Origin of the sequence: Streptomyces sp. NPDC007905 (genome assembly GCF_042959345.1) — a bacterium.
In the GTDB taxonomy this organism is placed as follows: domain Bacteria; phylum Actinomycetota; class Actinomycetes; order Streptomycetales; family Streptomycetaceae; genus Streptomyces.
In genome coordinates, this window is sequence record NZ_JBIBKS010000009.1 from 245,829 (window position 1) to 265,908 (window position 20,080).

Consider the following 20,080-nt stretch of genomic DNA (forward strand, 5'->3'; position numbering starts at 1 on the left):
ACCCCAGGGGCTCGATCTGTCTGCAGAGCTCGCGGGCTCGCGGATGGAACAAGAGGTCGGCCCTGGGGCGGGCTCGCGCCGTGACGATCAACGTCCGGACGGCCGCCGTGAGTTTCGCGGTGACGACGGAGACGCCGGGCTGTGCCGCTCTTGACAGAGGCCTCGAAGGGCCAGGGAAACGAAGGCATCAGCCCGACGCCCGCGTCCTCACCGTGAAGCACGGCAAGCGTGGACTCGCGGTGGTGCGCAGACGCCGGGCTGCCGCTCTAGGGAGGCCTCGCGGGCCAGGGTCGGTTTGGGCCTTCCCGGCGCCCACGTCACCACCACGGATCCATTGGTGGGCAACGGCGCCCGTCTCGGAGCGAGCCTCAGGGGCTAGAGAGGGCCAAGGCGTCCGCTGCCCACGCAAACCGCTCGTCGGCTCCTTGTGGGGGCCAGGCACGAGCTGCTTACACCCTGGATTAGGGTCGGTGACCGTGGCGAACAAGAAGATTCCCGACCCCGGCTTCTCCGACGACGACGGCTCGGCCGACCCCCGGCTGAGCGCTGCTCTCGCCGCCTGGGCCGAGGACCGTACGGCGGTGGGCCCCGTCCTGGAGGCGCTCAAGGGCGCCCGGCTGCTGGTGCCCGTCGTGGCGGTGCTCGGCGAGGTCGAGGAGGACGAGAACGGACGGCGCCGCGAGAAGACCAGCGACATGGCCGTACCCACGCTGAAGGCCGGCCATCGCACCGCCCTGCCAGCCTTCACCTCCACCGCCTCCCTGGCCCGCTGGGATCCGGCGGCCCGGCCCGTCGCCGTACCCCTGCACCAGGCGCTGCAGGCCGCAGCGCACGAGAAGGCGGACACGGTCGTGCTGGACCTCGCCGGACCGGTGCCCTTCGAACTGACCGGCCCCGCGCTGCTCGCCCTCGCCGAGGGCCGTACGAGCACCGACCCGCTCACCGACCCGGCCGTGGTCGAGGCCGTCCGCGCCGCCGTGGCCGCCGAGCCCGCCGTACTGCGCGCCCACCTCGGGCCCGGACAGGCCGACGGCACCCTCGCCCTGGTCCTCGATCCGGCCGCCCCGCCCGCCGAGGCCGCCCGGGCCGTCGCCGGGCGGCTGTCCGCGGACGAGACACTGAGGGCCCGCCTGGTACGCGGCCTCGACCTGGCGCTTCTGCCGGCCGGGACCACGCCTCCGGGCGAGCCCTTGTTCGTGCGGGGATGACATCCGTACGGGGATGACATCCGTACGGCGATGACGTTCGTAGGGGGATGAGCAGTCCGGGAAAGCTAGCCGTACACGGGACCCGTGTACTTCTCGCCCGGACCCTGGCCCGGCTCGTCCGGCACGATCGACGCCTCGCGGAACGCCAGCTGCAGCGACTTCAGACCGTCGCGCAGCGGGGCCGCGTGGAAGGAGCTGATCTCGGTCGCGCTCGCGTCCAGCAGACCGGCGAGCGCGGTCACCAGCTTGCGGGCCTCGTCCAGGTCCTTGTACTTGTCGCCCTCCTCGGTCAGCCCGAGTTTCACGGCGGCGGCGCTCATCAGATTGACGGCGACCGTCACGATCACCTCGACGGCGGGGACCTCGGCGATGTCCCGGGTCATCGCGTCGAAGTCGGAGTTCTCAGGAGGGGTCTCACTCATGCCCCACACGATAGGCGAGGGCAAACGGCCCTCTTCATCAGCCCCACCCCGCCTCAATTAGCCCTTGTCAAGCGATGCTGCTAATCTGGTGGACGACCGGCCGGACACCAGTGTGCTCGGCCCACAAGTGGAGGCTCCGATCTCCCACCTGACCGTCCTCCGGGGCGGCGGGTCATCCGGTCAGGCGGCCACCATCGTTCCGTACGGACGATGGAGCCGCCCGAGTCGCGCCCCGCGGTCACCGCGCGGTGCTCCGGTAGCAATGGGAGCCCCGCCTGTGATCGTCCGGGGCATTTTTTATGCTTCGGCGCGGTTCGGTCTACGAAAAGAGACGTTACGCGGCTGTCCGCCAGACCGCCGTGTGGTGCTACCGAGGAGGATCCATCAGCGCCGAGCCCCGCATCAACGACCGGATTCGCGTTCCCGAGGTGCGACTTGTCGGTCCCAGTGGCGAGCAGGTGGGCATTGTCCCGCTGGCCAAGGCACTGGAGCTTGCGCAGGAGTACGACCTGGACCTGGTCGAGGTCGCGGCGAACGCCCGTCCGCCCGTGTGCAAGCTCATGGACTACGGGAAGTTCAAGTACGAGTCGGCCATGAAGGCCCGTGAGGCGCGCAAGAACCAGGCGCACACGGTCATCAAGGAGATGAAGCTCCGGCCGAAGATCGACCCGCACGACTATGACACCAAGAAGGGTCACGTCGTTCGGTTCCTCAAGCAGGGCGACAAGGTCAAGATCACGATCATGTTCCGTGGTCGCGAGCAGTCCCGGCCCGAACTGGGCTACCGACTGCTGCAGCGTCTCGCGGAGGACGTCCAGGACCTCGGTTTCGTCGAGTCGAACCCGAAGCAGGACGGCCGCAACATGATCATGGTCCTCGGTCCGCACAAGAAGAAGACCGAGGCGATGGCCGAGGCCCGTCAGGCGCAGGAGGCCCGCAAGGCCGAAGCGAAGGCGAACCCTGGTAAGTCGCAGAACGCCGCGGACCCGGACGCTGTGAACGCCGACGCCGACGCCGACGCCGACGCCGACGCCGAGGCCCACGTCGAGGCCCCTGCCGAGGCTTCCGCCGAGGCGTGATCCCGGGGGACGCCAGTCCCCAAGGATGTAACCGATACAAGAGCGACGTTCCGCCGTGCCCGGTTTCACGACCGGGCACCGGAGCGCCACTGACGAGGAGATAACGGCGCTATGCCGAAGAACAAGTCGCACAGCGGTGCCAGCAAGCGCTTCAAGGTCACCGGCTCCGGCAAGGTGCTCCGTGAGCGCGCCGGCAAGCGCCACCTGCTCGAGCACAAGTCGTCCCGTGTGACGCGTCGCCTCACCGGTAACGCCGAGATGGCCCCGGGCGACGCCGCGAAGATCAAGAAGCTTCTCGGTAAGTGACGTCCCGGCGCTGCCTGAGCGCCGTACGTCCAGGACCGGGACCCAATCGTTTCCGGGTCGTGTGAGTACCCCCACGACCCCGCTACAAGGAGTAACAAGTGGCACGCGTCAAGCGGGCAGTCAACGCCCACAAGAAGCGCCGGGCGATCCTCGAGCAGGCCTCCGGCTACCGCGGTCAGCGTTCGCGCCTGTACCGCAAGGCCAAGGAGCAGGTCACCCACTCGCTGGTCTACAACTACAACGACCGCAAGAAGCGCAAGGGTGACTTCCGCCAGCTGTGGATCCAGCGCATCAACGCCGCCGCCCGCGCCAACGGCATCACGTACAACCGCTTCATCCAGGGTCTGAAGGCCGCGAACGTCGAGGTCGACCGCAAGATCCTGGCCGAGCTGGCCGTCAACGACGCGAACGCCTTCGCGGCGCTCGTCGAGGTCGCGCAGAAGGCGCTGCCGTCGGACGTCAACGCCCCCAAGGCTGCGTGACGCTGCGCCGGCTGTGAGCCGACGTGACGGGAGGACCCGCAGGCCGTTAGGGCTTGCGGGTCCTGTTGTTGGGGCGGCTCGGCCCTCGTCCGGCTGCGGGCGCGCCGTGGCCGGTCGCGCAGGTCCCCGCGCCCCTTCGGGCGCCACACGTTCCGAAAGCAAGAGGATGCCCCCCGTCTCTCCTGAGCTCATCTCGCCCCGGTCCGCCCGCGTCGGCGCTGCCCGGCGGCTCGCCAAGCGGAACTTCCGGGGCAAGGACCGGCTGTTCCTCGCCGAGGGGCCGCAGGCCGTACGGGAGGCTGCCGGGCATCGGAGTGCCGACGGGGCACCGACGCTCGTCGAACTGTTCGCCACGGTCGAGGCCGCAGAGCGGTACGCCGACATCATCGGGGAGGCGCGGGACGCCGGGGCCCGGGTGCACCTCGCCTCCGAGGACGTCATCGCCGACATCTCCACCACCGTCACCCCGCAGGGACTGGCCGGTGTCTGCCGGTTCCTGGACACCCCCTTCCAAGAGGTGCTCGCCGCCCGGCCCAGGCTCGTCGCCGTGCTCGCCCACGTCCGCGACCCGGGCAACGCCGGCACCGTGCTGCGCTGTGCCGACGCCGCCGGCGCCGAGGCGGTCGTCCTCACCGACGCCAGCGTCGACCTGTACAACCCCAAGGCCGTACGCGCCTCCGTAGGATCCCTGTTCCATCTGCCCGTGGCCGTGGGCGTGCCCGTCGAACAGGCCGTACGGGGGCTGCAGGACGCCGGTGTGCGGATCCTGGCCGCCGACGGGGCCGGTGACCACGACCTGGACGAGGAGCTGGACAAGGGGACGATGGGCGGACCGACCGCCTGGGTGTTCGGCAACGAGGCCTGGGGACTACCGGAGGAGACCCGCGCCCTCGCCGACGCCGTCGTACGGGTCCCCATCCACGGGAAGGCCGAGAGCCTGAACCTCGCCACGGCCGCCGCCGTATGTCTCTACGCGTCGGCCCGTGCCCAGCGCGCCTCCGGAGGGTGCCGCTCCGTCACCGAGAGCTAGTAGGGTGGCCAGCTCGGGGCCCTGCGCCGGCTGAGAGGTGAGGTACGGGGATGGGTGTGGTCGGCACGAGCACTGCGCCGGACGGACGGGACGTGCGCCGCACACCCGCGCCCCGGCACGGTGACTCCCCCGAGATCGGCCTCGGCATCGACCCCGACCAGCTGCCCGACGGCCTCGTCGTGGCCGACGAGAACGGCCGCGTCATCTGCTTCAACGCCGCCGCCGAACGCGTCACCGCCGTCCGCGCCGCCGACGCCCTCGGGAGGCGGCTGGAGCAGGCGCTGCCGCTGGAGGACCTGGAGGGCCGGCGCTGGTGGCCGCTCACCGACCCCTACGGCGGCCTCGCCATCCGGGTGCGGCAGCCCGAGCGCAACCTCCTGCTGCCCGGCGGCCGGGAGGTCCTGGTCTCCGCGCGGTACGTGCGCGCCGAGCCCCTCGGGGCCGTCCGCCGCGTCATCGTCTCCCTGCGGGACACCGAGGCCCGCCGCCGCACCGAGCGCAGCCACGCCGAGCTGATCGCCACCGTCGCCCACGAGCTGCGCTCGCCGCTGACGTCCGTGAAGGGCTTCACCGCCACGCTCCTCGCCAAGTGGGAACGCTTCACCGACGACCAGAAGCGGCTGATGCTGGAGACCGTCGACGCCGACGCCGACCGGGTCACCCGGCTCATCGCCGAGCTGCTGGACATCTCCAGGATCGACAGCGGCCGGCTCGAGGTGCGCCGACAGCCCGTCGACATCGGCGCGGCCGTCGGCCGGCACATCCAGGCCTACGTCGCCGCGGGCCAGCCCGCCGACCGCTTCCTGCTGCGCATCGAGCAGCCGCTCCCCGCCCTGTGGGCCGACCCCGACAAGGTCGACCAGGTGCTGAGCAACCTGCTGGAAAATGCCGTGCGGCACGGCGAGGGAACCGTCACCATTGACGTCACGCCCTCGGCGTCCCCCCGCGAGGGAGAGGAAACCGGCACGTCGGTCACGGTGAGCGACGAAGGGCCCGGCATTCCGGAGGAATCGATGAACCGCGTCTTCACCCGCTTCTGGCGGGGCAGCAAGCGCGGTGGCACGGGCCTCGGGCTCTACATCGTCAAGGGCATCGTCGAGGCCCACGGCGGTGTCATCACGGTCGGCCGCGCCACCGGCGGCGGCGCCGAGTTCCGATTTACGTTGCCCGTGAGCGCGCCGGCGTATCTCGCCTAGCGGCCCACGGGCCATTCGCCTGTCTCCACCCCGTTAGACTCGGCCTTTGGCACCTTTGTGTCCTTCACGCGGCACTCGCGAGTCGGTGACGGGGACCATCCGCCAGCCAATCGGAAGCACGGGAAGAGATGTCGGCACCCAATAAGTCGTACGACCCTGTCGAGGTCGAGGCGTTGAAACCGGAAGAGATCGAGCGCATGCGGGACGAGGCGCTCGCCGCCTTCGCCGCCGCGGACTCCCTCGACGCGCTCCACGAGGCCAAGGTCGCCCACACCGGCCCGGCCTCCCCGCTGGCCCTCGCCAACCGCGAGATCGGCGCCCTGCCCCCGCACGCCAAGGCCGAGGCCGGCAAGCGCGTCGGCATGGCCCGCGGCGCCGTGAACAAGGCCCTCGCGGGCCGCCAGACCGAACTGGAGGCCGAGCGTGACGCCCGCGTGCTGGTCGAGGAGGACGTAGACGTCACACTGCCCCACGACCGCGTCCCGGCCGGCGCCCGCCACCCGCTGACCACGCTCTCGGAGCGCATCGAGGACATCTTCGTGGCCATGGGCTACGAGGTCGCCGAGGGCCCCGAGGCCGAGGCCGAGTGGTTCAACTTCGACGCCCTCAACATCGGCCCGGACCACCCGGCCCGCGGCGAGGCCGACACCTTCTTCGTGCAGGGCCCCGACGGCGGCACCGAGTCCGGCGTCGTGCTGCGCACCCACACCTCGCCGGTCCAGATCCGCTCCCTGCTCGACCGCGAGCTGCCGGTCTACGTGATCTGTCCCGGCCGCGTGTACCGCACCGACGAGCTGGACGCCACCCACACCCCGGTCTTCCACCAGGTCGAGCTGCTCGCCGTGGACGAGGGCCTGACCATGGCCGATCTCAAGGGCACCCTGGACCACATGGTCCAGTCCCTGTTCGGCGAGGGCATGAAGACCCGGCTGCGGCCGAACTTCTTCCCCTTCACCGAGCCGAGCGCCGAGATGGACATGCTCTGCTACGTCTGCAAGGGCGAGTCCATCGGCAACCCCGACCGGCCCTGCCGCACCTGCTCGTCCGAGGGCTGGATCGAGCTGGGCGGCTGCGGCATGGTCAACCCGCGGGTGCTCACCGCCTGCGGCGTCGACCCGGAGAAGTACAGCGGTTTCGCCTTCGGGTTCGGCATCGAGCGGATGCTGATGTTCCGCCACAACGTCGAGGACATGCGAGACATGGTCGAGGGTGACGTCCGGTTCACCCGGCCGTTCGGGATGGAGATCTGATGCGGGTCCCGCTTTCTTGGCTGCGGGAGTACGTCGACCTGCCGGCGACCGAAACCGGCCGCGACGTCCAGGCCAAGCTCATTTCGGCAGGCCTCGAGGTCGAGACCGTCGAACAGCTCGGCGCCGACCTCAAGGGCCCGCTGGTCGTCGGCCAGGTGCTGACCATCGAGGAACTGGACGGCTTCAAGAAGCCGATCCGCTTCTGCACGGTCGACGTCGGCCAGGCCAACGGCACGGGTGAGCCCCAGGAGATCGTCTGCGGCGCCCGCAACTTCCAGGTCGGCGACAAGGTCGTCGTGGTCCTTCCCGGTGCCACGCTGCCCGGCGGCTTCTCGATCTCCGCCCGAAAGACCTACGGCAAGACGTCCCACGGCATGATCTGCTCCAGCGACGAGCTGGGCATGGGCGACGACGGCGCCCACGGCATCATCGTGCTGCCGCCGGAGACCGAGGTCGGCAAGGACGCCATCGAGCTGCTGCAGCTCGTGGACGAGGTCCTGGACATCGCCGTCACCGCCAACCGCGGCGACTGCCTGTCCATCCGCGGTGTCGCCCGCGAGACCGCCATCGCCTACGGTCTGCCGCTGCGCGACCCGGCGCTGATCGACGTGCCCGCCCCGAACGCGTTCGGCTACCCGGTCCAGGTGTCCGACCCGATCGGCTGCGACCGCTTCACCGCCCGCACGGTCACCGGCCTGAGCCCCGAGGCGCGCTCCCCGATCTGGCTGCAGCGCCGGCTGCAGAAGGTCGGCATGCGCCCGATCTCGCTCGCCGTCGACGTCACGAACTACGTGATGATGGAGCTGGGCCAGCCCCTGCACGCCTACGACCGACGGCTGCTCCAGGGCACCATCGGCGTGCGCCGGGCCGAGGAGGGCGAGAAGCTCGTCACCCTCGACGGCGTCGAGCGCAAGCTGCACGCCGAGGACCTCGTCATCACCGACGAGCGCGGCCCGATCGGCCTCGCCGGCGTCATGGGCGGCGCCAACACGGAGATCGCCGACCACGAGGCCGAGAACGGGGCGAGCGCAACCACCGAGGTGGTCATCGAGGCGGCCCACTTCGACGCCGTCTCCATCGCCCGCACGGCCCGCCGTCACAAGCTGCTGTCCGAGGCGTCCCGCCGCTTCGAGCGCGGGGTCGACCCGCAGGCCGCGGCTGCCGCCGCCCAGCGCACGGTGGACCTGCTGGTGCTGCTCGCGGGTGGCACGGCCGAGGCGGGCGTCACCGAGGTCCTCGCGCCGTCCGCGCCGCACACCATCACCCTCCCGGCCAACCACCCGGACAAGGTCGCGGGCGTCGACTACGGCCGCGAGACGGTGGTGCGCCGTCTCCAGGAGGTCGGCTGTGACGTCTACGGGCAGGACGAGCTGATCGTCACCGTCCCGTCCTGGCGGCCCGACCTCGCCGACCCGAACGACCTCGCCGAGGAGGTCATCCGGCTCGAGGGCTACGAGAACCTGCCCTCCACGCTGCCCAAGCTCCCCTCGGGCCGCGGCCTGACCCACCGCCAGCGGCTGCACCGCCGGGTCGGCCGCGCGCTGGCCGGCGCGGGCTACGTCGAGGCGCCGAACTACCCGTTCGTCGCCGAGCAGGTCTTCGACCAGCTCGCGCTGGACGCGGGCGACCCGGCCCGCCGCGTCGTCAAGCTGGTCAACCCGCTCAACGACGAGGAGCCGGCGCTCCGTACGACGCTTCTGCCGGGCCTGCTGGGTGCCCTGCGGCGCAATGACGGCCGGGGCTCGCACGATCTGGCCCTGTTCGAGACCGGCCTGGTCTTCCGGCCTCGCGAGGAGCAGCGCGCCGCCGTGCACCTGCCCGTCGACCGGCGTCCCACCGACGAGGAGATCGCCGAGCTGAACGCCGTGCTGCCCGAGCAGCCGCGGCTCGTGGCCGTCGTCCTCGCGGGCGCTCGCGAGCAGGCCGGCTGGTGGGGCAAGGGCCGCCCGGCCGACTGGGCCGACGCCGTGGAGGCGGCGCGCACCGTGGCCCGTGAGGCCGGGGCCGAGCTGATCGTCCGCAAGGGCCAGTACGGCCCGTGGCACCCCGGCCGCTGTGCCGAGCTCGCGGTCGCCGTGGACGGCGCGGAGCAGGTCGTGGGTCACGCGGGTGAGCTGCACCCGCGCGTCCTGAAGGCCCTCGGGCTGCCCGAGCGCACCTGTGCCATGGAGCTGGACCTGGACGCGCTGGAGGCGGTGGGCGACGGCGTTCCGCAGGCGCCGAGCATCTCCACGTTCCCGGTGGCCACGCAGGACGTCGCCCTCGTGGTCGACAAGCCGGTGCCGGCCGCGGAGGTCGAGACGGCGCTGCGTGAGGGTGCGGGTGAACTGCTCGAGTCCATCCGGCTGTTCGACGTGTACGAGAACGCTGCGCAGCTCGGCGAGGGGAAGAAGTCGCTGGCGTACGCGTTGCGGTTCCGTGCGCGGGATCGGACGCTGACCGTGGATGAGGCGTCCGCCGCTCGCGATGCGGCCGTCGCCCTGGCGGGCGAGCGGACGGGTGCCGTCCTGAGGGGCTGATCGCCGCAGGGTGTTCTGTTGTCGGCCGGCTGCGGGTCTTCCGCGGCCGGCCGCGCCCATGCGGCGCAGCCGCGCGGGAACACAGCTCGCCCCCGAGCCGACCCTGCCGTCCGCCGCATAAATGCAGGTTGACTTAGGTGAACCTCACTCATTCGGGTGGGAATCCGGGGCGATCTGGCCTTTCCGGGGCAGGCCGTCGACAGAATCGGACCGGCCTTTCGGGGCCGGTCCGTCTGCTCTGTCAGGGCCCACATGGGGGACCAGAGGCATGATCCGCATCAAGGCACGGGCACCCACCGCGCGGGGAGCCGTCCTGCCCACGGTCTGGGGGGCCGTGGCGGTCGGCTACAAGTTCGGCTGCCCACTCGCCCAGCAGAACGGGCTGGGCGCACGCATCGTCACCAGTGCCGTCTTCTTCGCGGTCGGCACTGGACTGATATTCCATGTCCGCCGCTCCCTGCTGCGCGAACTCCGGCAGGCCCGACGGGTGGCCGGTGCCGCGCAGAGCGTGCTGCTACGGCCTCCGCCGCCCCGCCTCGACGGGCTGAACGTGGCGGCCGCCCAGCTGTCCGCCGACCGTGGCGCGGCCATCGGCGGCGACCTCTACGAGGCCGTCGCCACCGAGCACGGCGTCCGCGTGGTCATGGGTGACGTACGCGGCCATGGACTCGCCGCGCTCGGCACCGCCGCCGCGCTTCTGGGCAGTTTCCGCGAGGCCGCCCACGACGAGACCGAACTCGCCCGTGTCCTGCGGCGATTGGAGCGGGCCCATGCCCGTCACCTGCGTGAGCGTTGCCGCGCCGACCACCCGGCGAGCGGGCAGGAGCCGGGCCCGCCGGTCGCCGAGGAGTTCGTCACCGTCCTGCTGCTGGAGATCGCCCGGGACGGAGAGGTACGGGCGCTCAACTGCGGGCACCCCTGGCCGTACCTGCTCAGCGGCGCCCGAGTGGAGCCCCTCAGCCGAGCCGACCCGCTCCCGCCCCTGGGTCCCTTCCCCCTGCCGGCGGAACTGGAGGCCCGCCCCTGCGGCCGCCTGCTGCCCGGCGAGTCCCTGGTCCTCTTCACGGACGGCGCGGAGGACGCGAGAGACGCCCGGGGCCGGTTCTTCTCCCTGCCGACGGTGCTGCGCGAGGTCGTGGGCACTCACCCGGTGACGCCGCAGACGGTCCTCCGGACGGTCTTCGCGGCCCTCCTGCACCACACCTCCGGCACACCCACGGACGACGTGGCGGTGCTGGTCCTGCGGAACGATCGAGGCAGGTCCAGACTCTCCTGCCTGGGGGCGCGGGACAGCGACACATGCGGCTCCGCCGCGCGGGCGGGACCGTCCTCCACGGATCCGCAGCCGACCACCCGTCCCTGACCGCGCACCGCAGGGCCGCTTCCGGCCAGGCCGCCGCTTTATGAGGGGGAGCCGGCGGCCTGGCCGGCCTCTTGCGAGGGACCTCAGTCAACCGGCGGAACACGCTCCGCGACAGCGCGCGCACCGTGCGGATGCGCGCACTCCGTTCACACCCCGTGTGAAGCCGAAACCACTACGCTGACGGCACCAGGCCACCCGGGGGTCAACCATGCAGCCCAACACACTGCTCGACGCGATCCTGGACGAGGCGGGGATCTCGCACGCAGGTCTCGCCGCCCACGTCAACCAGGCCGGCCGGAAACGGGGCCTCGCGCTCCGGTACGAACACACGGCCGTGGCACGGTGGTTGAAGGGCCAGCGGCCCCGCGGTCAGGTGCCCGACCTGATCTGCGAGGTGCTCGCGGGACGGCTGCACCGGCCGGTCACCCTGGACGACATCGGGCTCGGGGTTCCCGGGCAGCCGAGCACCCCGTCCACCGGCTCCCTCTCCGGCTTCGTCGAGCGCGCCACCGCGCTGTGGCGCTCCGACGAACAGCAGCGCCCGCATGTGCTCGGCGCACCGGCCGTCACGGGCACCCCCGCCGTGATGCCGGTGTGGGAGTGGGAGAACCCGCCCGAGGACGTGGACGTCTCACGGGGCGGCCGGCACCGGGTCACCCCGGCCGACCTCGAGATGCTGCGTGCCGCCCGCACTCACTACGAGCAGATGTACCGCAAGGCCGGTGGCATCGCGACCCGCACCCGGATCGTCGGCTTCCTGAACGCCGAGGCCGCTCCGCTGCTGCGTGGCAGCTACACCGACGCCACCGGCCGTCAACTGCACCGGGCCACCGGTGGATTGGTGGCGATCGCGGGCATCTGCGCGTACGACTCCGACGCGCACGGGCTCGCCCAGCGCTACTTCCACCAGGCGCTCAGGCTGGCAAAGGCCAGCGGGGACCGGGGACTCGGCGCCTATGTGATCGCGCTGCTGGTCAACCAGTCGCTGTTCATGAGGGAGTACCGGCAGGCCGTCGCCTTCGCCGAGGCGGCCCTGCGCGCCGCCGGCAAGCACATCACCCCGGCGCTGGCCTCCGACCTGTACGCGATGCAGGCCAAGGCGTACGCCCACCTCGGCGACGGCGGCAGTGCCCTGTCCTGCATCCGTCGCGCCGAGACGGCCGCCGACCGCATCCGGCGCGGGTACGAGCCCGACGAGACCGGCTACGTCCAGCCCGGTCTGGTCAACGTCCAGGTGGCCGAGGCGCTGCTGAGCCTCGGCGAACTGGCCGCCGCCCGGGAGCACGCGGCCGCGGCGGTGGACAACCCGGCCCACGACCGGGGCCGGGTGCACCGGCTCGCCATGCTCAGCACGATCGAACTGCGCCGGGGCAACGCCGACAAGGCGGTGGCCACCGCCGTGCAGATGGCCGAGCAGGCCCGCGGGATGGAGTCCCAGCGGCTGCGCGACAGACTGCGTGCGGTACGCGAACACCTGGTGCGCTGCGGCTCGGCCGGAACCGCGGAAGCCGCCGAACTCATCGACGGTGCGCTGCGCGTACCGCTGTAGGCGCCCTGTAGGTACACAGTCCCTGCTGCGATATTGCCACTTACTCGTCGGAAGGTGGCAGAACCGTGCAGTGGACGAAACAGAACGAACAAACTGTGTATGAAAACCGCTGGTTCAGCGTCAACCTCGCAGATGTCGAGCTGCCGGACGGCCGGCACCTCGACCACTTCCTGATCCGGCTGAGGCCGGTCGCCGTCGCCACGGTGGTCAACGAGGCCAACGAAGTCCTGCTCCTGTGGCGCCACCGGTTCATCACCGACAGCTGGGGCTGGGAACTGGCCGCCGGCGTGGTGGAGGACGGCGAGGACATCGCGCGCGCGGCCGCCCGGGAACTGGAGGAGGAGACCGGCTGGCGGCCGGGACCCCTGCACCACCTGATGAGCGTCGAGCCGTCCAACGGCCTCACCGACGCCCGGCACCACATCTACTGGGCCGACCGGGGCGAGTACGTCGGACATCCCGTGGACGACTTCGAGTCGGACCGCCGGGAATGGGTCCCCCTCAAAGTCGTCCCCGACCTGATCGCCCGGGGGGAGGTCCCGGCCGCCAACATGGCGGCCGCGTTACTCCTGCTGCACCACCTCAGGCTCGCCGAGGCTTAGAGCCCGCAACAGGCCCTGGAGCAACAGGCGCTAATGGGCCAGTACCTGCCAGACCGTCACCAGCAGCGCTCCCAGCGCCGTGAGCGCGGCGAGAGATGGCAGCGGCCAGCGTGCGTGCTCCAGCGAGACCATGCGCGAGTGCAGCTCGTCCACTTCCTTGGCGGTCTCCTCGGTGCGGTGACTGAGCAGGGCGAGCCCTCCCTCGACGCGGGCGTACGCCACGTCGATGCGGCGCCGTAACTCTGCGAGTTCTCCATGGACCACGGGATGCTCCGGATCGGCGGTCACGGGTCCACTCCTTTCCGTAGTCGAACGTGGTGGTTCCGCATCCCTTGCATGCGCATGAAGAGTCAACTCGCCTGGTGGGCGCGTGGGGAGCGTGTGCGAAGGGCATATGCGTGCCCGGCACGCACACGGTGTGTGAAACAGATGGGCCCGGCACCTGGTTCGGTGCCGGGCCCACTGGGCATCGCTCTTCGTAATCAGGCGTAGGTGTAGAAGCCCGACCCCGCCTTACGGCCGAGCCGGCCCGCCTCCACCATGCGCTGCAGCAGCGGGGGAGCGGCGTACAGCGGCTCCTTGTACTCGGCGTACATCGAGTTGGCGATGGAGACGATGGTGTCCAGGCCGATCAGGTCGGACAGCTTCAGCGGGCCCATCGGGTGGGCGCAGCCCATCTCCATGCCGTTGTCGATGTCCTCGCGGCTCGCGATGCCCGACTCGAACATGCGGATCGCGGACAGCAGGTACGGCACCAGCAGCGCGTTCACCACGAACCCGGAGCGGTCCTGGGCACGGATGGCGTGCTTGCCGAGCACCTTCTCCGCGAAGACCTGCGCGCGACTGAGGGTGCCCTCGGAGGTGGTGAGCGCCGGAATCAGCTCGACGAGCTGCTGCACCGGAGCCGGGTTGAAGAAGTGGATGCCGACCACGTGGTCGGGGCGGGAGGTGGCGACCGCCAGCTTCACCAGCGGGATCGAGGAGGTGTTGGAGGCCAGGATCGCGTCCGCGCGGGTCACCACCTGGTCGAGCACCTGGAAGATCTCCGTCTTCACCTGCTCGTTCTCCACGACGGCCTCGATCACCAGATCGCGGTCGGCGAACTCGCCGAGGTCGGTGGTGAAGCCCAGCCGCGCCTGCGTGGCGTCCCGCTCCTCCTCCGTGATCTTGCCGCGCTCGGCGGCCTTCGCCAGGGAATTGAACAGCCGGGTACGGCCGATCTCCAGGGCCTCGCCGGTGGTCTCGGCGACCTTCACGTCCAGTCCGGCGCGGGCGCACACCTCGGCGATGCCCGCGCCCATCTGGCCGCAGCCCACGACTCCGACGCGCGCAATGTCTCCCGTTGCGATGCCCGTCACATCGACCCCTTCGCTGGTTCTCGCGCTCGTGCAGGACCTCCGGGTCCGGCGCCTGCTCCGATCGTGCACGTTACCGCCAAGTATCGATGATCGATCGCCCGGGTGGGGGGCATCCTGGGGCGCGGAACGATCCGTGATGGCGCGGATCCGGAGCGTATGGGGGTGTACGGATGGTGGGAATGTCACGGCGCGCGTTCGCGATGGCCGCGCTGTCGACGCCGGCCATGGCCCAGGGCGCGGCGGCGGCGCCGGGCCGGCGGGGCCCGGACCGCCGGTGGCCGCGTGCGGCCGCCGAGATGCGGGGCGTGTGGCTGGCGACGGTTTCCAACCGCGACTGGCCCTCGCGCACCGGCCTCACGGCGGACGAGCAGCGCGGGGAGCTGATCGCCCACCTCGACAGAGCGGTCCGCGACCGGCTCAACACGGTTGTCCTCCAGGTGCGGCCCACGGCGGACGCCCTGTGGCCCTCGCCGTACGAGCCCTGGTCCCAGTACCTCACCGGCACCCAGGGCCGGAACCCGGGCTGGGACCCGCTCGGCACCGCCGTGAAGGAGGCGCACGCCCGCGGCCTGGAACTGCACGCCTGGTTCAACCCGTACCGCATCGCCAACCACACCGACCCGACCCGCCTGGCCGCCTCGCACCCGGCGCGCAAGCACCCGCACTGGGCGGTTCCGTACGGCGGGAAGCTCTACTACAACCCGGGCCTGCCCGAGGTGCGCGCCTTCGTGCAGCGGGCCATGCTCGACGCGGTCGCCAAGTACCCGGTCGACGCCGTGCACTTCGACGACTACTTCTACCCGTATCCGGTGGCCGGGCAGACCTTCGACGACGACGCCGCGTACGACCGGTACGGCGGCGACTTCTCCAGCCGTGCCACCTGGCGCCGCGACAACATCGACCGCCTGGTGAAGGAGATGGCGGCGGGCGTCAAACGGGTCCGGCCCGGCACCCGGTTCGGGATCAGTCCCTTCGGGGTGTGGCGCAACGCCGCCACCGACTCCCGCGGCTCGGACACCCGGGCGGGCGTGCAGACCTACGACGATCTGTGCGCGGACACCCGCAAGTGGGTGCGCCACCACTGGATCGACTACATCGTCCCGCAGCTCTACTGGCACATCGGCTTCGCCGCCGCCGACTACGCGACCCTGGTCGCATGGTGGGCGGACGTGGCCAAGGGCACCGGGACACGCCTCTACATCGGTGAGGCGCTCTACAAGGCCGGAGCCGCGGGGCAGCCGTCGGCGTGGCAGGACCCGGTCGAGCTGTCCCGCCATCTCACGCTCGCCGCGGGGCATCCGCAGGTGCGCGGGCACGTGTTCTTCGCCGCCAAGGACGTGGCGGCCGATCCGATCGGGGCGATGGCGCGGGTGGTCGCCGACCACTACCGCGAGCCGGCGAGGCCACCGCGCTGATCTACCGTTGTTCCTTGCCCCTGTGCTTGACCTGGCAGTCGGGGCCGGGGGACATCACGGCCTCGTGCCCGTCCGGGAACCGGACGCGGTAGGGCGGGTTGCCCTCCGTGCCCATCACTTCGACGACTACCGAGATCTGGTCGTGTTGACCGACCACCCTGCCGTGCTGGACTAGCTGGTCGCCCACGGTTGCGCGCATCGGGCCCTCCTCACGGTCACGACCGTTGGGTGACGGCGATGCAGACGAGCACGGCCACAGCGGTCGCAGGAGCGGCCGCAGTGAGGCGCTCGCCCAGCAGCAGCGCCGACCACACCAGTGTGAGCAGCGGTTGGGCCAACTGCAACTGGCTGGCCCTGGGGATCCCGATGGCCGCCATGCCGCGGTACCAGACGACCAGGCCGAGGAACTGCGAGCCCAGCGCCACCCACAACAGCCCCGCCACCCCGTGCGCGGTGAGATGCACCGGCTCCTGCGACAGCGCCAGCGCGGCGGCCGGCAGGCTCAGCGGCAGGCACAGCACCAGCGCCCAGCCGATGACCTGCCAGCCCGGCATGATCCGGGCCAGCCTGCCGCCCTCGGTGTACCCGGCCGCGCACACCAGCAGTGCGGCGAAGAGGTAGCCGTCGGCAGCGGTGAGCGCGCCGCCGCTCTGGGCGATCGTGAAGGCGAGCACGGCCGTCGCGCCCGCCAGCGCCGCCAGCCAGAACCTCCGCGAGGGCCGGTTGCCCATGCGCAGGGCCGAGCAGATGGCGGTGGTCAGCGGCAGCAGCCCCACCACGACGGCGGCGTGCGACGTGGTCGAGGTCTGCAGGGCGAGCGTGGTCAGCATCGGGAAGCCGAGCACCACACCGGCGGCGACGACGGCCAGGCCCGGCAGATGCCTGCGGTCGGGCAACGGCACCCGCAGGAGAAGCAGACACCCGCCCGCCACGAGCGCGGCGAGGACGCTGCGCACCGCCACCAGGGACCAGGGGCCGAAGCTCTCGAGGCCCCAGGCGGTGGACGGGAAGGTGAGGGAGAAGGCGATCACGCCGAGGGCGGCCTGCCCGGCGCCGAAGGACCGGCGCTCGCGGGGGGCGGGGACCGCTATCGCTGTCGCGGCAGTAGCGCTACTCTGTGCTCTCATGTATGAGCGTAGCAGTGTCGGAGAGCTGGCAGAACAGCTGAGGCAAGAACTTAACCGCTACTCTCTTGGTGGAAAGCTGCCGTCGAGCAGGGCCCTGGTCGAGCGGTTCCGGGTGAGCCCGGTGACGGTGTCCCGGGCCCTCGCCCAGCTGGCCGCCGAGGGACTGGTGGTCACCCGGCCCGGCGCCGGTGCCTTCCGCGCACGGCCGCACGCGCCCGCCGAGCCCGCCGGCGACACCTCCTGGCAGGAGGTCGCCCTGAGCGCCGACGGCACCACCGACCTCGTACCGCGCACGGTGGACGCCTCCGGGGTCACGGTCTCGCTCGCCGCCCCGCCACCGGGCGTGCTGGAGTTCAGCGGCGGCTATCCGCACCCCTCCCTGCAGCCCGAGCGCGCGATGGCCGCGGCCCTGGCCCGGGCCGGGCGGCGCCCCGGAGCCTGGGGGAGGCCGCCGCTGGAGGGACTGCCGGAGCTGCGGGAGTGGTTCGCGCGCGGCATCGGCGGGGCCGTCACCGCGGCCGAGGTGCTGATCGCCGCCGGCGGCCAGTCCGCCCTCGCCACGGCCTTGCGCGCCCTGGCCCCGCCAGCGGCGCCGGTACTGGTCGAGTCGCCCACCTACCCGGGCATGCTGGCCCTGGCCCGTGCGGCGGGCCTGCGTCCGGTCCCGGTCCCCGTGGACCCGGACGGCGTGCGCCCTGATCTGCTCGCCGACGCCTTCCGGGCCACCGGCGCCCGGGTGTTCGTCTGTCAGCCCCTCTTCCAGAACCCGACCGGCGCGGTCCTGGCGCCCGACCGGCGCGCCGAGGTGCTGCGCATCGCCCGCGCCGCGGGCGCGTTCATCGTCGAGGACGACTTCGTGCGACGCCTCGTGCACGCGGACTCGGGCCCGCTGCCCCGCCCGCTGGCCGCGGACGACCCCGACGGCGTCGTCGTGCACGTGGGCTCCCTGACCAAGGCGACCTCGCCCAGCTTCCGGGTGAGCGCGCTGGCCGCCCGCGGGCCGGTGCTGGAGCGGCTGCGCGCCATCCAGGTCGTCGACAGCTTCTTCGTCCCCCGGCCCCTCCAGGAGGCCGCCCTGGAACTGGTCGGCTCCCCGGCCTGGCCCCGCCATCTGCGGTCGCTGTCGGCCGAGCTGAAGACCCGCCGCGACGCCATGACGACCGCGCTCGCCCTGCACCTCCCCGAACTCGCCCTGCCGCACATCCCGTCCGGCGGCTACCACCTCTGGCTCCGCCTCCCGGACGGTGAGGGGGGCACCTCCCAGGCTTTCGGCGCCGGGGGAGAGCCGTCCCTGACCGCGGCGGCCCTGCGCGCGGGCGTCGCCCTCACTCCCGGCCGCCCCTACTTCAGCGCCGAACCCCCCGCCGGCCACCTCCGGCTGAGCTTCGCGGCCGTGGCGGGGACGGGGGAGATCGCGGAGGGAGTTCGGCGGCTGCGGGCGGCCTGTGACGAGGTGTGGCAGGGGGTGTCTTCTCGATCAGCTCGGCGGACAGCAACGGTGCCCGGTCCCGCGTCGCCTTCATGATCCGGAAGCCCTCGGGCCCGGGAAATGGGTCGACTCCGGCTCGCCGCGCCTGTGAGGATCCCCGCATGAGCGACGTACCCGGCCGCAGCGACGTACCCGGCCTCCCCGAAGGCTATGAGTTCTCCGCCGACACCGCCCGAGTGGACGTCGACCGCGTCCACCGCTGGCTGTCCACCGACGCCTACTGGGCCATCGACCGCCCACGGGAGCTGCACGAGCGCGCGATGGCGTCCTCGATCAACTTCGGGGTCTACGACACAGCCTCCGGCGAACAGGTGGCGTTCGCGCGCGTCGTGACCGACCGGGCGGTGTTCGCCTGGCTCGCCGATGTGTACGTGGACCCCTCGGTGCGCGGCAAGGGTGTCGGCACCGCGTTCGTCGGCCGGATCCGGGAGCACCTGCGGCCCTTCGGGCTGCGCCGCATCCTGCTCGCCACGCAGGACGCGCAGGGGGTCTACGAGAAGCTGGGCTTCCGGCCGCTGGACCGCCCCGGCCAATGGATGGTGCATCCATTCGAGTAACCGTCCGCATACCCTTGGTAACTCACAGGCAACGGCCCTTGACCTGCGCACATCCGAGGCTCACCATCACCGCATGCCACTTCGGGTGACGTTCGTCGCCGCCGCGCGCAGTTCCCCGCTGCTCGCGGAGCGCTTCGAGGACGATCGGCCGCTGGACCAGGCCGGCTGGGACGAGGCGCAGCGCGTCGCCGGGGACCTGCTGCCGCTGGCGGCAGCCGAGCTGCGCTACTGTTCGCCGACCCCGCGCAGCCGTGCGACCGGCGACGCCCTGGGGTACGCGCCGCTGGTGCAGCTCGCCCTGCGCGACTGCGACATGGGCCGCTGGCGCGGGCTGACGCTGGGCGAGGCCATGGCCCGCGAGCCGGAGGCGGTGGACGCCTGGCTCGGCGACCCGCGCTCCACCCCCCACGGCGGCGAGTCGCTGCTGGCCTTCATCTCCAGGGTGGGCGGCTGGCTGGACACCCGCCCGGTGGAGGACGGCGGCCGGATCGTCGCCGTCGCCGAGCCCTCCGTGATCCGCGCGGCCCTGGTGTACGCCCTGAAGGCGCCACCCTCGACCTACTGGAACATCGACGTCCGCCCGCTGTCGACGACCACGGTGACGGGCTGCTCGGGCCGCTGGAACCTCCGGCTCGACGGCGCGTCCGCTCAGCCCTCGCGCACGTAGTCGGTGGTGAGGACCAGGTCCTTCGCCGGCCCGGCGACCCGCCACACCGTTCGCCAGTGGTCGGCGTCCGTGACCGTGAACTCGCCGCGGTAGAGGTCGGCCGCGCAGGGATGGTCGGTGACGTACCGTCCCGAGGTCAGGTCCAGGTCGTGGAAGGGCCGGCCGTCCGCGAACCGTACGTCCGCCGTGCCGGGTGAGGCCCCGGGCAGGAAGCGCAGGGTGCGGGTGGCGGGACGCGCCACGCCCTGCCAGGTGAAAGTCCCGGACTCCTCGTGCAGCAGTCCGCCGCCGTCGTGCGGGGCGAAGGCGGTGGTTCCCTCGAAACGGCCCTCTTCGCCGCTCACCAGGTCCCGCACGCTCCGCTCCACCCGCCAGCGTCCGGCCAGGTGGGCCAGAACGTCGGCCACGGGCCAGAACTCGGCCATCGTCACCACCCGTCCGTCCGTCCCATCGACGCGCTC

21 protein-coding genes are annotated in these 20,080 nt (G+C 71.8%); 15 read left to right on the plus strand and 6 right to left on the minus strand.

Features of this window, described 5'->3' with window-relative positions:
- Positions 1–476: 476 nt before the first annotated feature.
- Complete coding sequence (locus ACFZDC_RS18375) at positions 477–1,208, plus strand: SseB family protein (RefSeq protein ID WP_391324941.1); 732 nt, start codon at positions 477–479, stop codon at positions 1,206–1,208.
- 65 nt (positions 1,209–1,273) lie between these two features.
- Here ACFZDC_RS18375 and ACFZDC_RS18380 read toward each other — a convergent pair whose 3' ends face one another.
- Complete coding sequence (locus ACFZDC_RS18380; protein ID WP_391324943.1) at positions 1,274–1,630, minus strand: DUF1844 domain-containing protein; 357 nt, start codon at positions 1,628–1,630, stop codon at positions 1,274–1,276.
- 359 nt (positions 1,631–1,989) lie between these two features.
- Here ACFZDC_RS18380 and infC point away from each other — a divergent pair, with 359 nt between their 5' ends.
- The 10 genes from infC to ACFZDC_RS18430 all read left to right on the plus strand — a co-directional run bounded on the left by infC (position 1,990) and on the right by ACFZDC_RS18430 (position 13,006).
- Positions 1,990–2,709, plus strand: coding sequence for a translation initiation factor IF-3 (infC, locus tag ACFZDC_RS18385; RefSeq protein ID WP_391324944.1), 720 nt, complete (start codon positions 1,990–1,992; stop codon positions 2,707–2,709).
- Between the two features lie 111 nt (positions 2,710–2,820).
- Positions 2,821–3,015: a 50S ribosomal protein L35 gene (rpmI, locus tag ACFZDC_RS18390; RefSeq protein WP_004933563.1), complete on the plus strand. Its 195-nt coding sequence runs from the start codon at positions 2,821–2,823 to the stop codon at positions 3,013–3,015.
- A 98-nt stretch (positions 3,016–3,113) separates the two neighbouring features.
- The gene (gene rplT / locus ACFZDC_RS18395; protein WP_006141703.1) at positions 3,114–3,497 is read left to right on the plus strand and encodes a 50S ribosomal protein L20; all 384 of its coding nucleotides are present in this window, start codon (positions 3,114–3,116) and stop codon (positions 3,495–3,497) included.
- 166 nt (positions 3,498–3,663) lie between these two features.
- Positions 3,664–4,527 (plus strand): TrmH family RNA methyltransferase, encoded by an 864-nt coding sequence (locus ACFZDC_RS18400; RefSeq protein WP_391324946.1) that lies wholly within the window; start codon positions 3,664–3,666, stop codon positions 4,525–4,527.
- 50 nt (positions 4,528–4,577) lie between these two features.
- Positions 4,578–5,723, plus strand: coding sequence for an ATP-binding protein (locus ACFZDC_RS18405; RefSeq protein ID WP_391324947.1), 1,146 nt, complete (start codon positions 4,578–4,580; stop codon positions 5,721–5,723).
- 128 nt (positions 5,724–5,851) lie between these two features.
- On the plus strand, positions 5,852–6,973 hold the full coding sequence (gene pheS, locus ACFZDC_RS18410) for a phenylalanine--tRNA ligase subunit alpha (RefSeq protein ID WP_391324949.1): 1,122 nt from the start codon (positions 5,852–5,854) through the stop codon (positions 6,971–6,973).
- Positions 6,973–9,492, plus strand: coding sequence for a phenylalanine--tRNA ligase subunit beta (gene pheT, locus ACFZDC_RS18415; protein WP_391324951.1), 2,520 nt, complete (start codon positions 6,973–6,975; stop codon positions 9,490–9,492). The genes pheS and pheT overlap by 1 nt, the downstream gene beginning before the upstream one ends.
- Before the next feature lie 268 nt (positions 9,493–9,760).
- Complete coding sequence (locus ACFZDC_RS18420; protein ID WP_391324953.1) at positions 9,761–10,855, plus strand: SpoIIE family protein phosphatase; 1,095 nt, start codon at positions 9,761–9,763, stop codon at positions 10,853–10,855.
- 208 nt (positions 10,856–11,063) lie between these two features.
- Positions 11,064–12,404 carry a transcriptional regulator gene (locus ACFZDC_RS18425; protein WP_391324955.1) on the plus strand — a complete coding sequence of 447 codons (1,341 nt, stop codon included), beginning with the start codon at positions 11,064–11,066 and terminating at the stop codon, positions 12,402–12,404.
- A gap of 65 nt (positions 12,405–12,469) precedes the next feature.
- A complete protein-coding gene (locus ACFZDC_RS18430) occupies positions 12,470–13,006 on the plus strand; it encodes an NUDIX domain-containing protein (protein WP_391324957.1) in 537 nt (178 codons plus the stop codon).
- A gap of 30 nt (positions 13,007–13,036) precedes the next feature.
- Here the strand turns inward: ACFZDC_RS18430 and ACFZDC_RS18435 are convergent, their stop codons facing one another.
- Together ACFZDC_RS18435 and ACFZDC_RS18440 are read right to left on the minus strand one after the other, a co-directional pair.
- Entirely contained in the window at positions 13,037–13,294 is a 258-nt protein-coding gene (locus ACFZDC_RS18435) for a hypothetical protein (RefSeq protein WP_391324958.1), read from the minus strand.
- A 194-nt stretch (positions 13,295–13,488) separates the two neighbouring features.
- Positions 13,489–14,364, minus strand: coding sequence for a 3-hydroxybutyryl-CoA dehydrogenase (locus tag ACFZDC_RS18440; RefSeq protein WP_391324960.1), 876 nt, complete (start codon positions 14,362–14,364; stop codon positions 13,489–13,491).
- A gap of 170 nt (positions 14,365–14,534) precedes the next feature.
- Here ACFZDC_RS18440 and ACFZDC_RS18445 point away from each other — a divergent pair, with 170 nt between their 5' ends.
- Positions 14,535–15,779, plus strand: a complete 1,245-nt coding sequence (locus ACFZDC_RS18445; RefSeq protein WP_391324962.1) for a family 10 glycosylhydrolase — start codon at positions 14,535–14,537, stop codon at positions 15,777–15,779.
- 1 nt (position 15,780) lies between these two features.
- Here the strand turns inward: ACFZDC_RS18445 and ACFZDC_RS18450 are convergent, their stop codons facing one another.
- Both ACFZDC_RS18450 and ACFZDC_RS18455 read right to left on the minus strand, forming a co-directional pair.
- Positions 15,781–15,978, minus strand: coding sequence for a DUF1918 domain-containing protein (locus tag ACFZDC_RS18450; protein ID WP_391324964.1), 198 nt, complete (start codon positions 15,976–15,978; stop codon positions 15,781–15,783).
- Between the two features lie 16 nt (positions 15,979–15,994).
- Entirely contained in the window at positions 15,995–16,906 is a 912-nt protein-coding gene (locus ACFZDC_RS18455; protein ID WP_391324966.1) for an EamA family transporter, read from the minus strand.
- Here ACFZDC_RS18455 and ACFZDC_RS18460 point away from each other — a divergent pair.
- From ACFZDC_RS18460 to ACFZDC_RS18470, 3 genes are all read left to right on the plus strand, one after another.
- On the plus strand, positions 16,905–18,431 hold the full coding sequence (locus ACFZDC_RS18460) for an aminotransferase class I/II-fold pyridoxal phosphate-dependent enzyme (protein ID WP_391324967.1): 1,527 nt from the start codon (positions 16,905–16,907) through the stop codon (positions 18,429–18,431). The two genes, ACFZDC_RS18455 and ACFZDC_RS18460, sit on opposite strands and share 2 nt — an antisense overlap.
- Before the next feature lie 65 nt (positions 18,432–18,496).
- Positions 18,497–18,952, plus strand: coding sequence for a GNAT family N-acetyltransferase (locus ACFZDC_RS18465; RefSeq protein WP_391324969.1), 456 nt, complete (start codon positions 18,497–18,499; stop codon positions 18,950–18,952).
- A 73-nt stretch (positions 18,953–19,025) separates the two neighbouring features.
- Positions 19,026–19,619: a histidine phosphatase family protein gene (locus tag ACFZDC_RS18470; protein ID WP_391324971.1), complete on the plus strand. Its 594-nt coding sequence runs from the start codon at positions 19,026–19,028 to the stop codon at positions 19,617–19,619.
- Here the strand turns inward: ACFZDC_RS18470 and ACFZDC_RS18475 are convergent.
- A complete protein-coding gene (locus ACFZDC_RS18475; protein WP_391324973.1) occupies positions 19,601–20,044 on the minus strand; it encodes a DUF6314 family protein in 444 nt (147 codons plus the stop codon). The two genes, ACFZDC_RS18470 and ACFZDC_RS18475, sit on opposite strands and share 19 nt — an antisense overlap.
- Positions 20,045–20,080 lie beyond the last annotated feature (36 nt).

Excerpts from the sequence above, each read along its gene's own strand:
- ACFZDC_RS18470 (WP_391324971.1), top strand. The coding sequence starts at position 19,026 with ATGCCACTTCGGGTGACGTTCGTCGCCGCCGCGCGCAGTTCCCCGCTG.
- ACFZDC_RS18465 (WP_391324969.1), top strand. The coding sequence starts at position 18,497 with ATGAGCGACGTACCCGGCCGCAGCGACGTACCCGGCCTCCCCGAAGGC.
- pheS (WP_391324949.1), top strand. The coding sequence starts at position 5,852 with ATGTCGGCACCCAATAAGTCGTACGACCCTGTCGAGGTCGAGGCGTTG.
- ACFZDC_RS18475 (WP_391324973.1), bottom strand. The coding sequence starts at position 20,044 with ATGGCCGAGTTCTGGCCCGTGGCCGACGTTCTGGCCCACCTGGCCGGA.
- ACFZDC_RS18460 (WP_391324967.1), top strand. The coding sequence starts at position 16,905 with ATGTATGAGCGTAGCAGTGTCGGAGAGCTGGCAGAACAGCTGAGGCAA.
- ACFZDC_RS18455 (WP_391324966.1), bottom strand. The coding sequence starts at position 16,906 with ATGAGAGCACAGAGTAGCGCTACTGCCGCGACAGCGATAGCGGTCCCC.
- ACFZDC_RS18450 (WP_391324964.1), bottom strand. The coding sequence starts at position 15,978 with ATGCGCGCAACCGTGGGCGACCAGCTAGTCCAGCACGGCAGGGTGGTC.
- ACFZDC_RS18405 (WP_391324947.1), top strand. The coding sequence starts at position 4,578 with ATGGGTGTGGTCGGCACGAGCACTGCGCCGGACGGACGGGACGTGCGC.
- ACFZDC_RS18380 (WP_391324943.1), bottom strand. The coding sequence starts at position 1,630 with ATGAGTGAGACCCCTCCTGAGAACTCCGACTTCGACGCGATGACCCGG.
- ACFZDC_RS18425 (WP_391324955.1), top strand. The coding sequence starts at position 11,064 with ATGCAGCCCAACACACTGCTCGACGCGATCCTGGACGAGGCGGGGATC.
- ACFZDC_RS18400 (WP_391324946.1), top strand. The coding sequence starts at position 3,664 with ATGCCCCCCGTCTCTCCTGAGCTCATCTCGCCCCGGTCCGCCCGCGTC.
- ACFZDC_RS18445 (WP_391324962.1), top strand. The coding sequence starts at position 14,535 with ATGGTGGGAATGTCACGGCGCGCGTTCGCGATGGCCGCGCTGTCGACG.
- rpmI (WP_004933563.1), top strand. The coding sequence starts at position 2,821 with ATGCCGAAGAACAAGTCGCACAGCGGTGCCAGCAAGCGCTTCAAGGTC.
- ACFZDC_RS18420 (WP_391324953.1), top strand. The coding sequence starts at position 9,761 with ATGATCCGCATCAAGGCACGGGCACCCACCGCGCGGGGAGCCGTCCTG.
- pheT (WP_391324951.1), top strand. The coding sequence starts at position 6,973 with ATGCGGGTCCCGCTTTCTTGGCTGCGGGAGTACGTCGACCTGCCGGCG.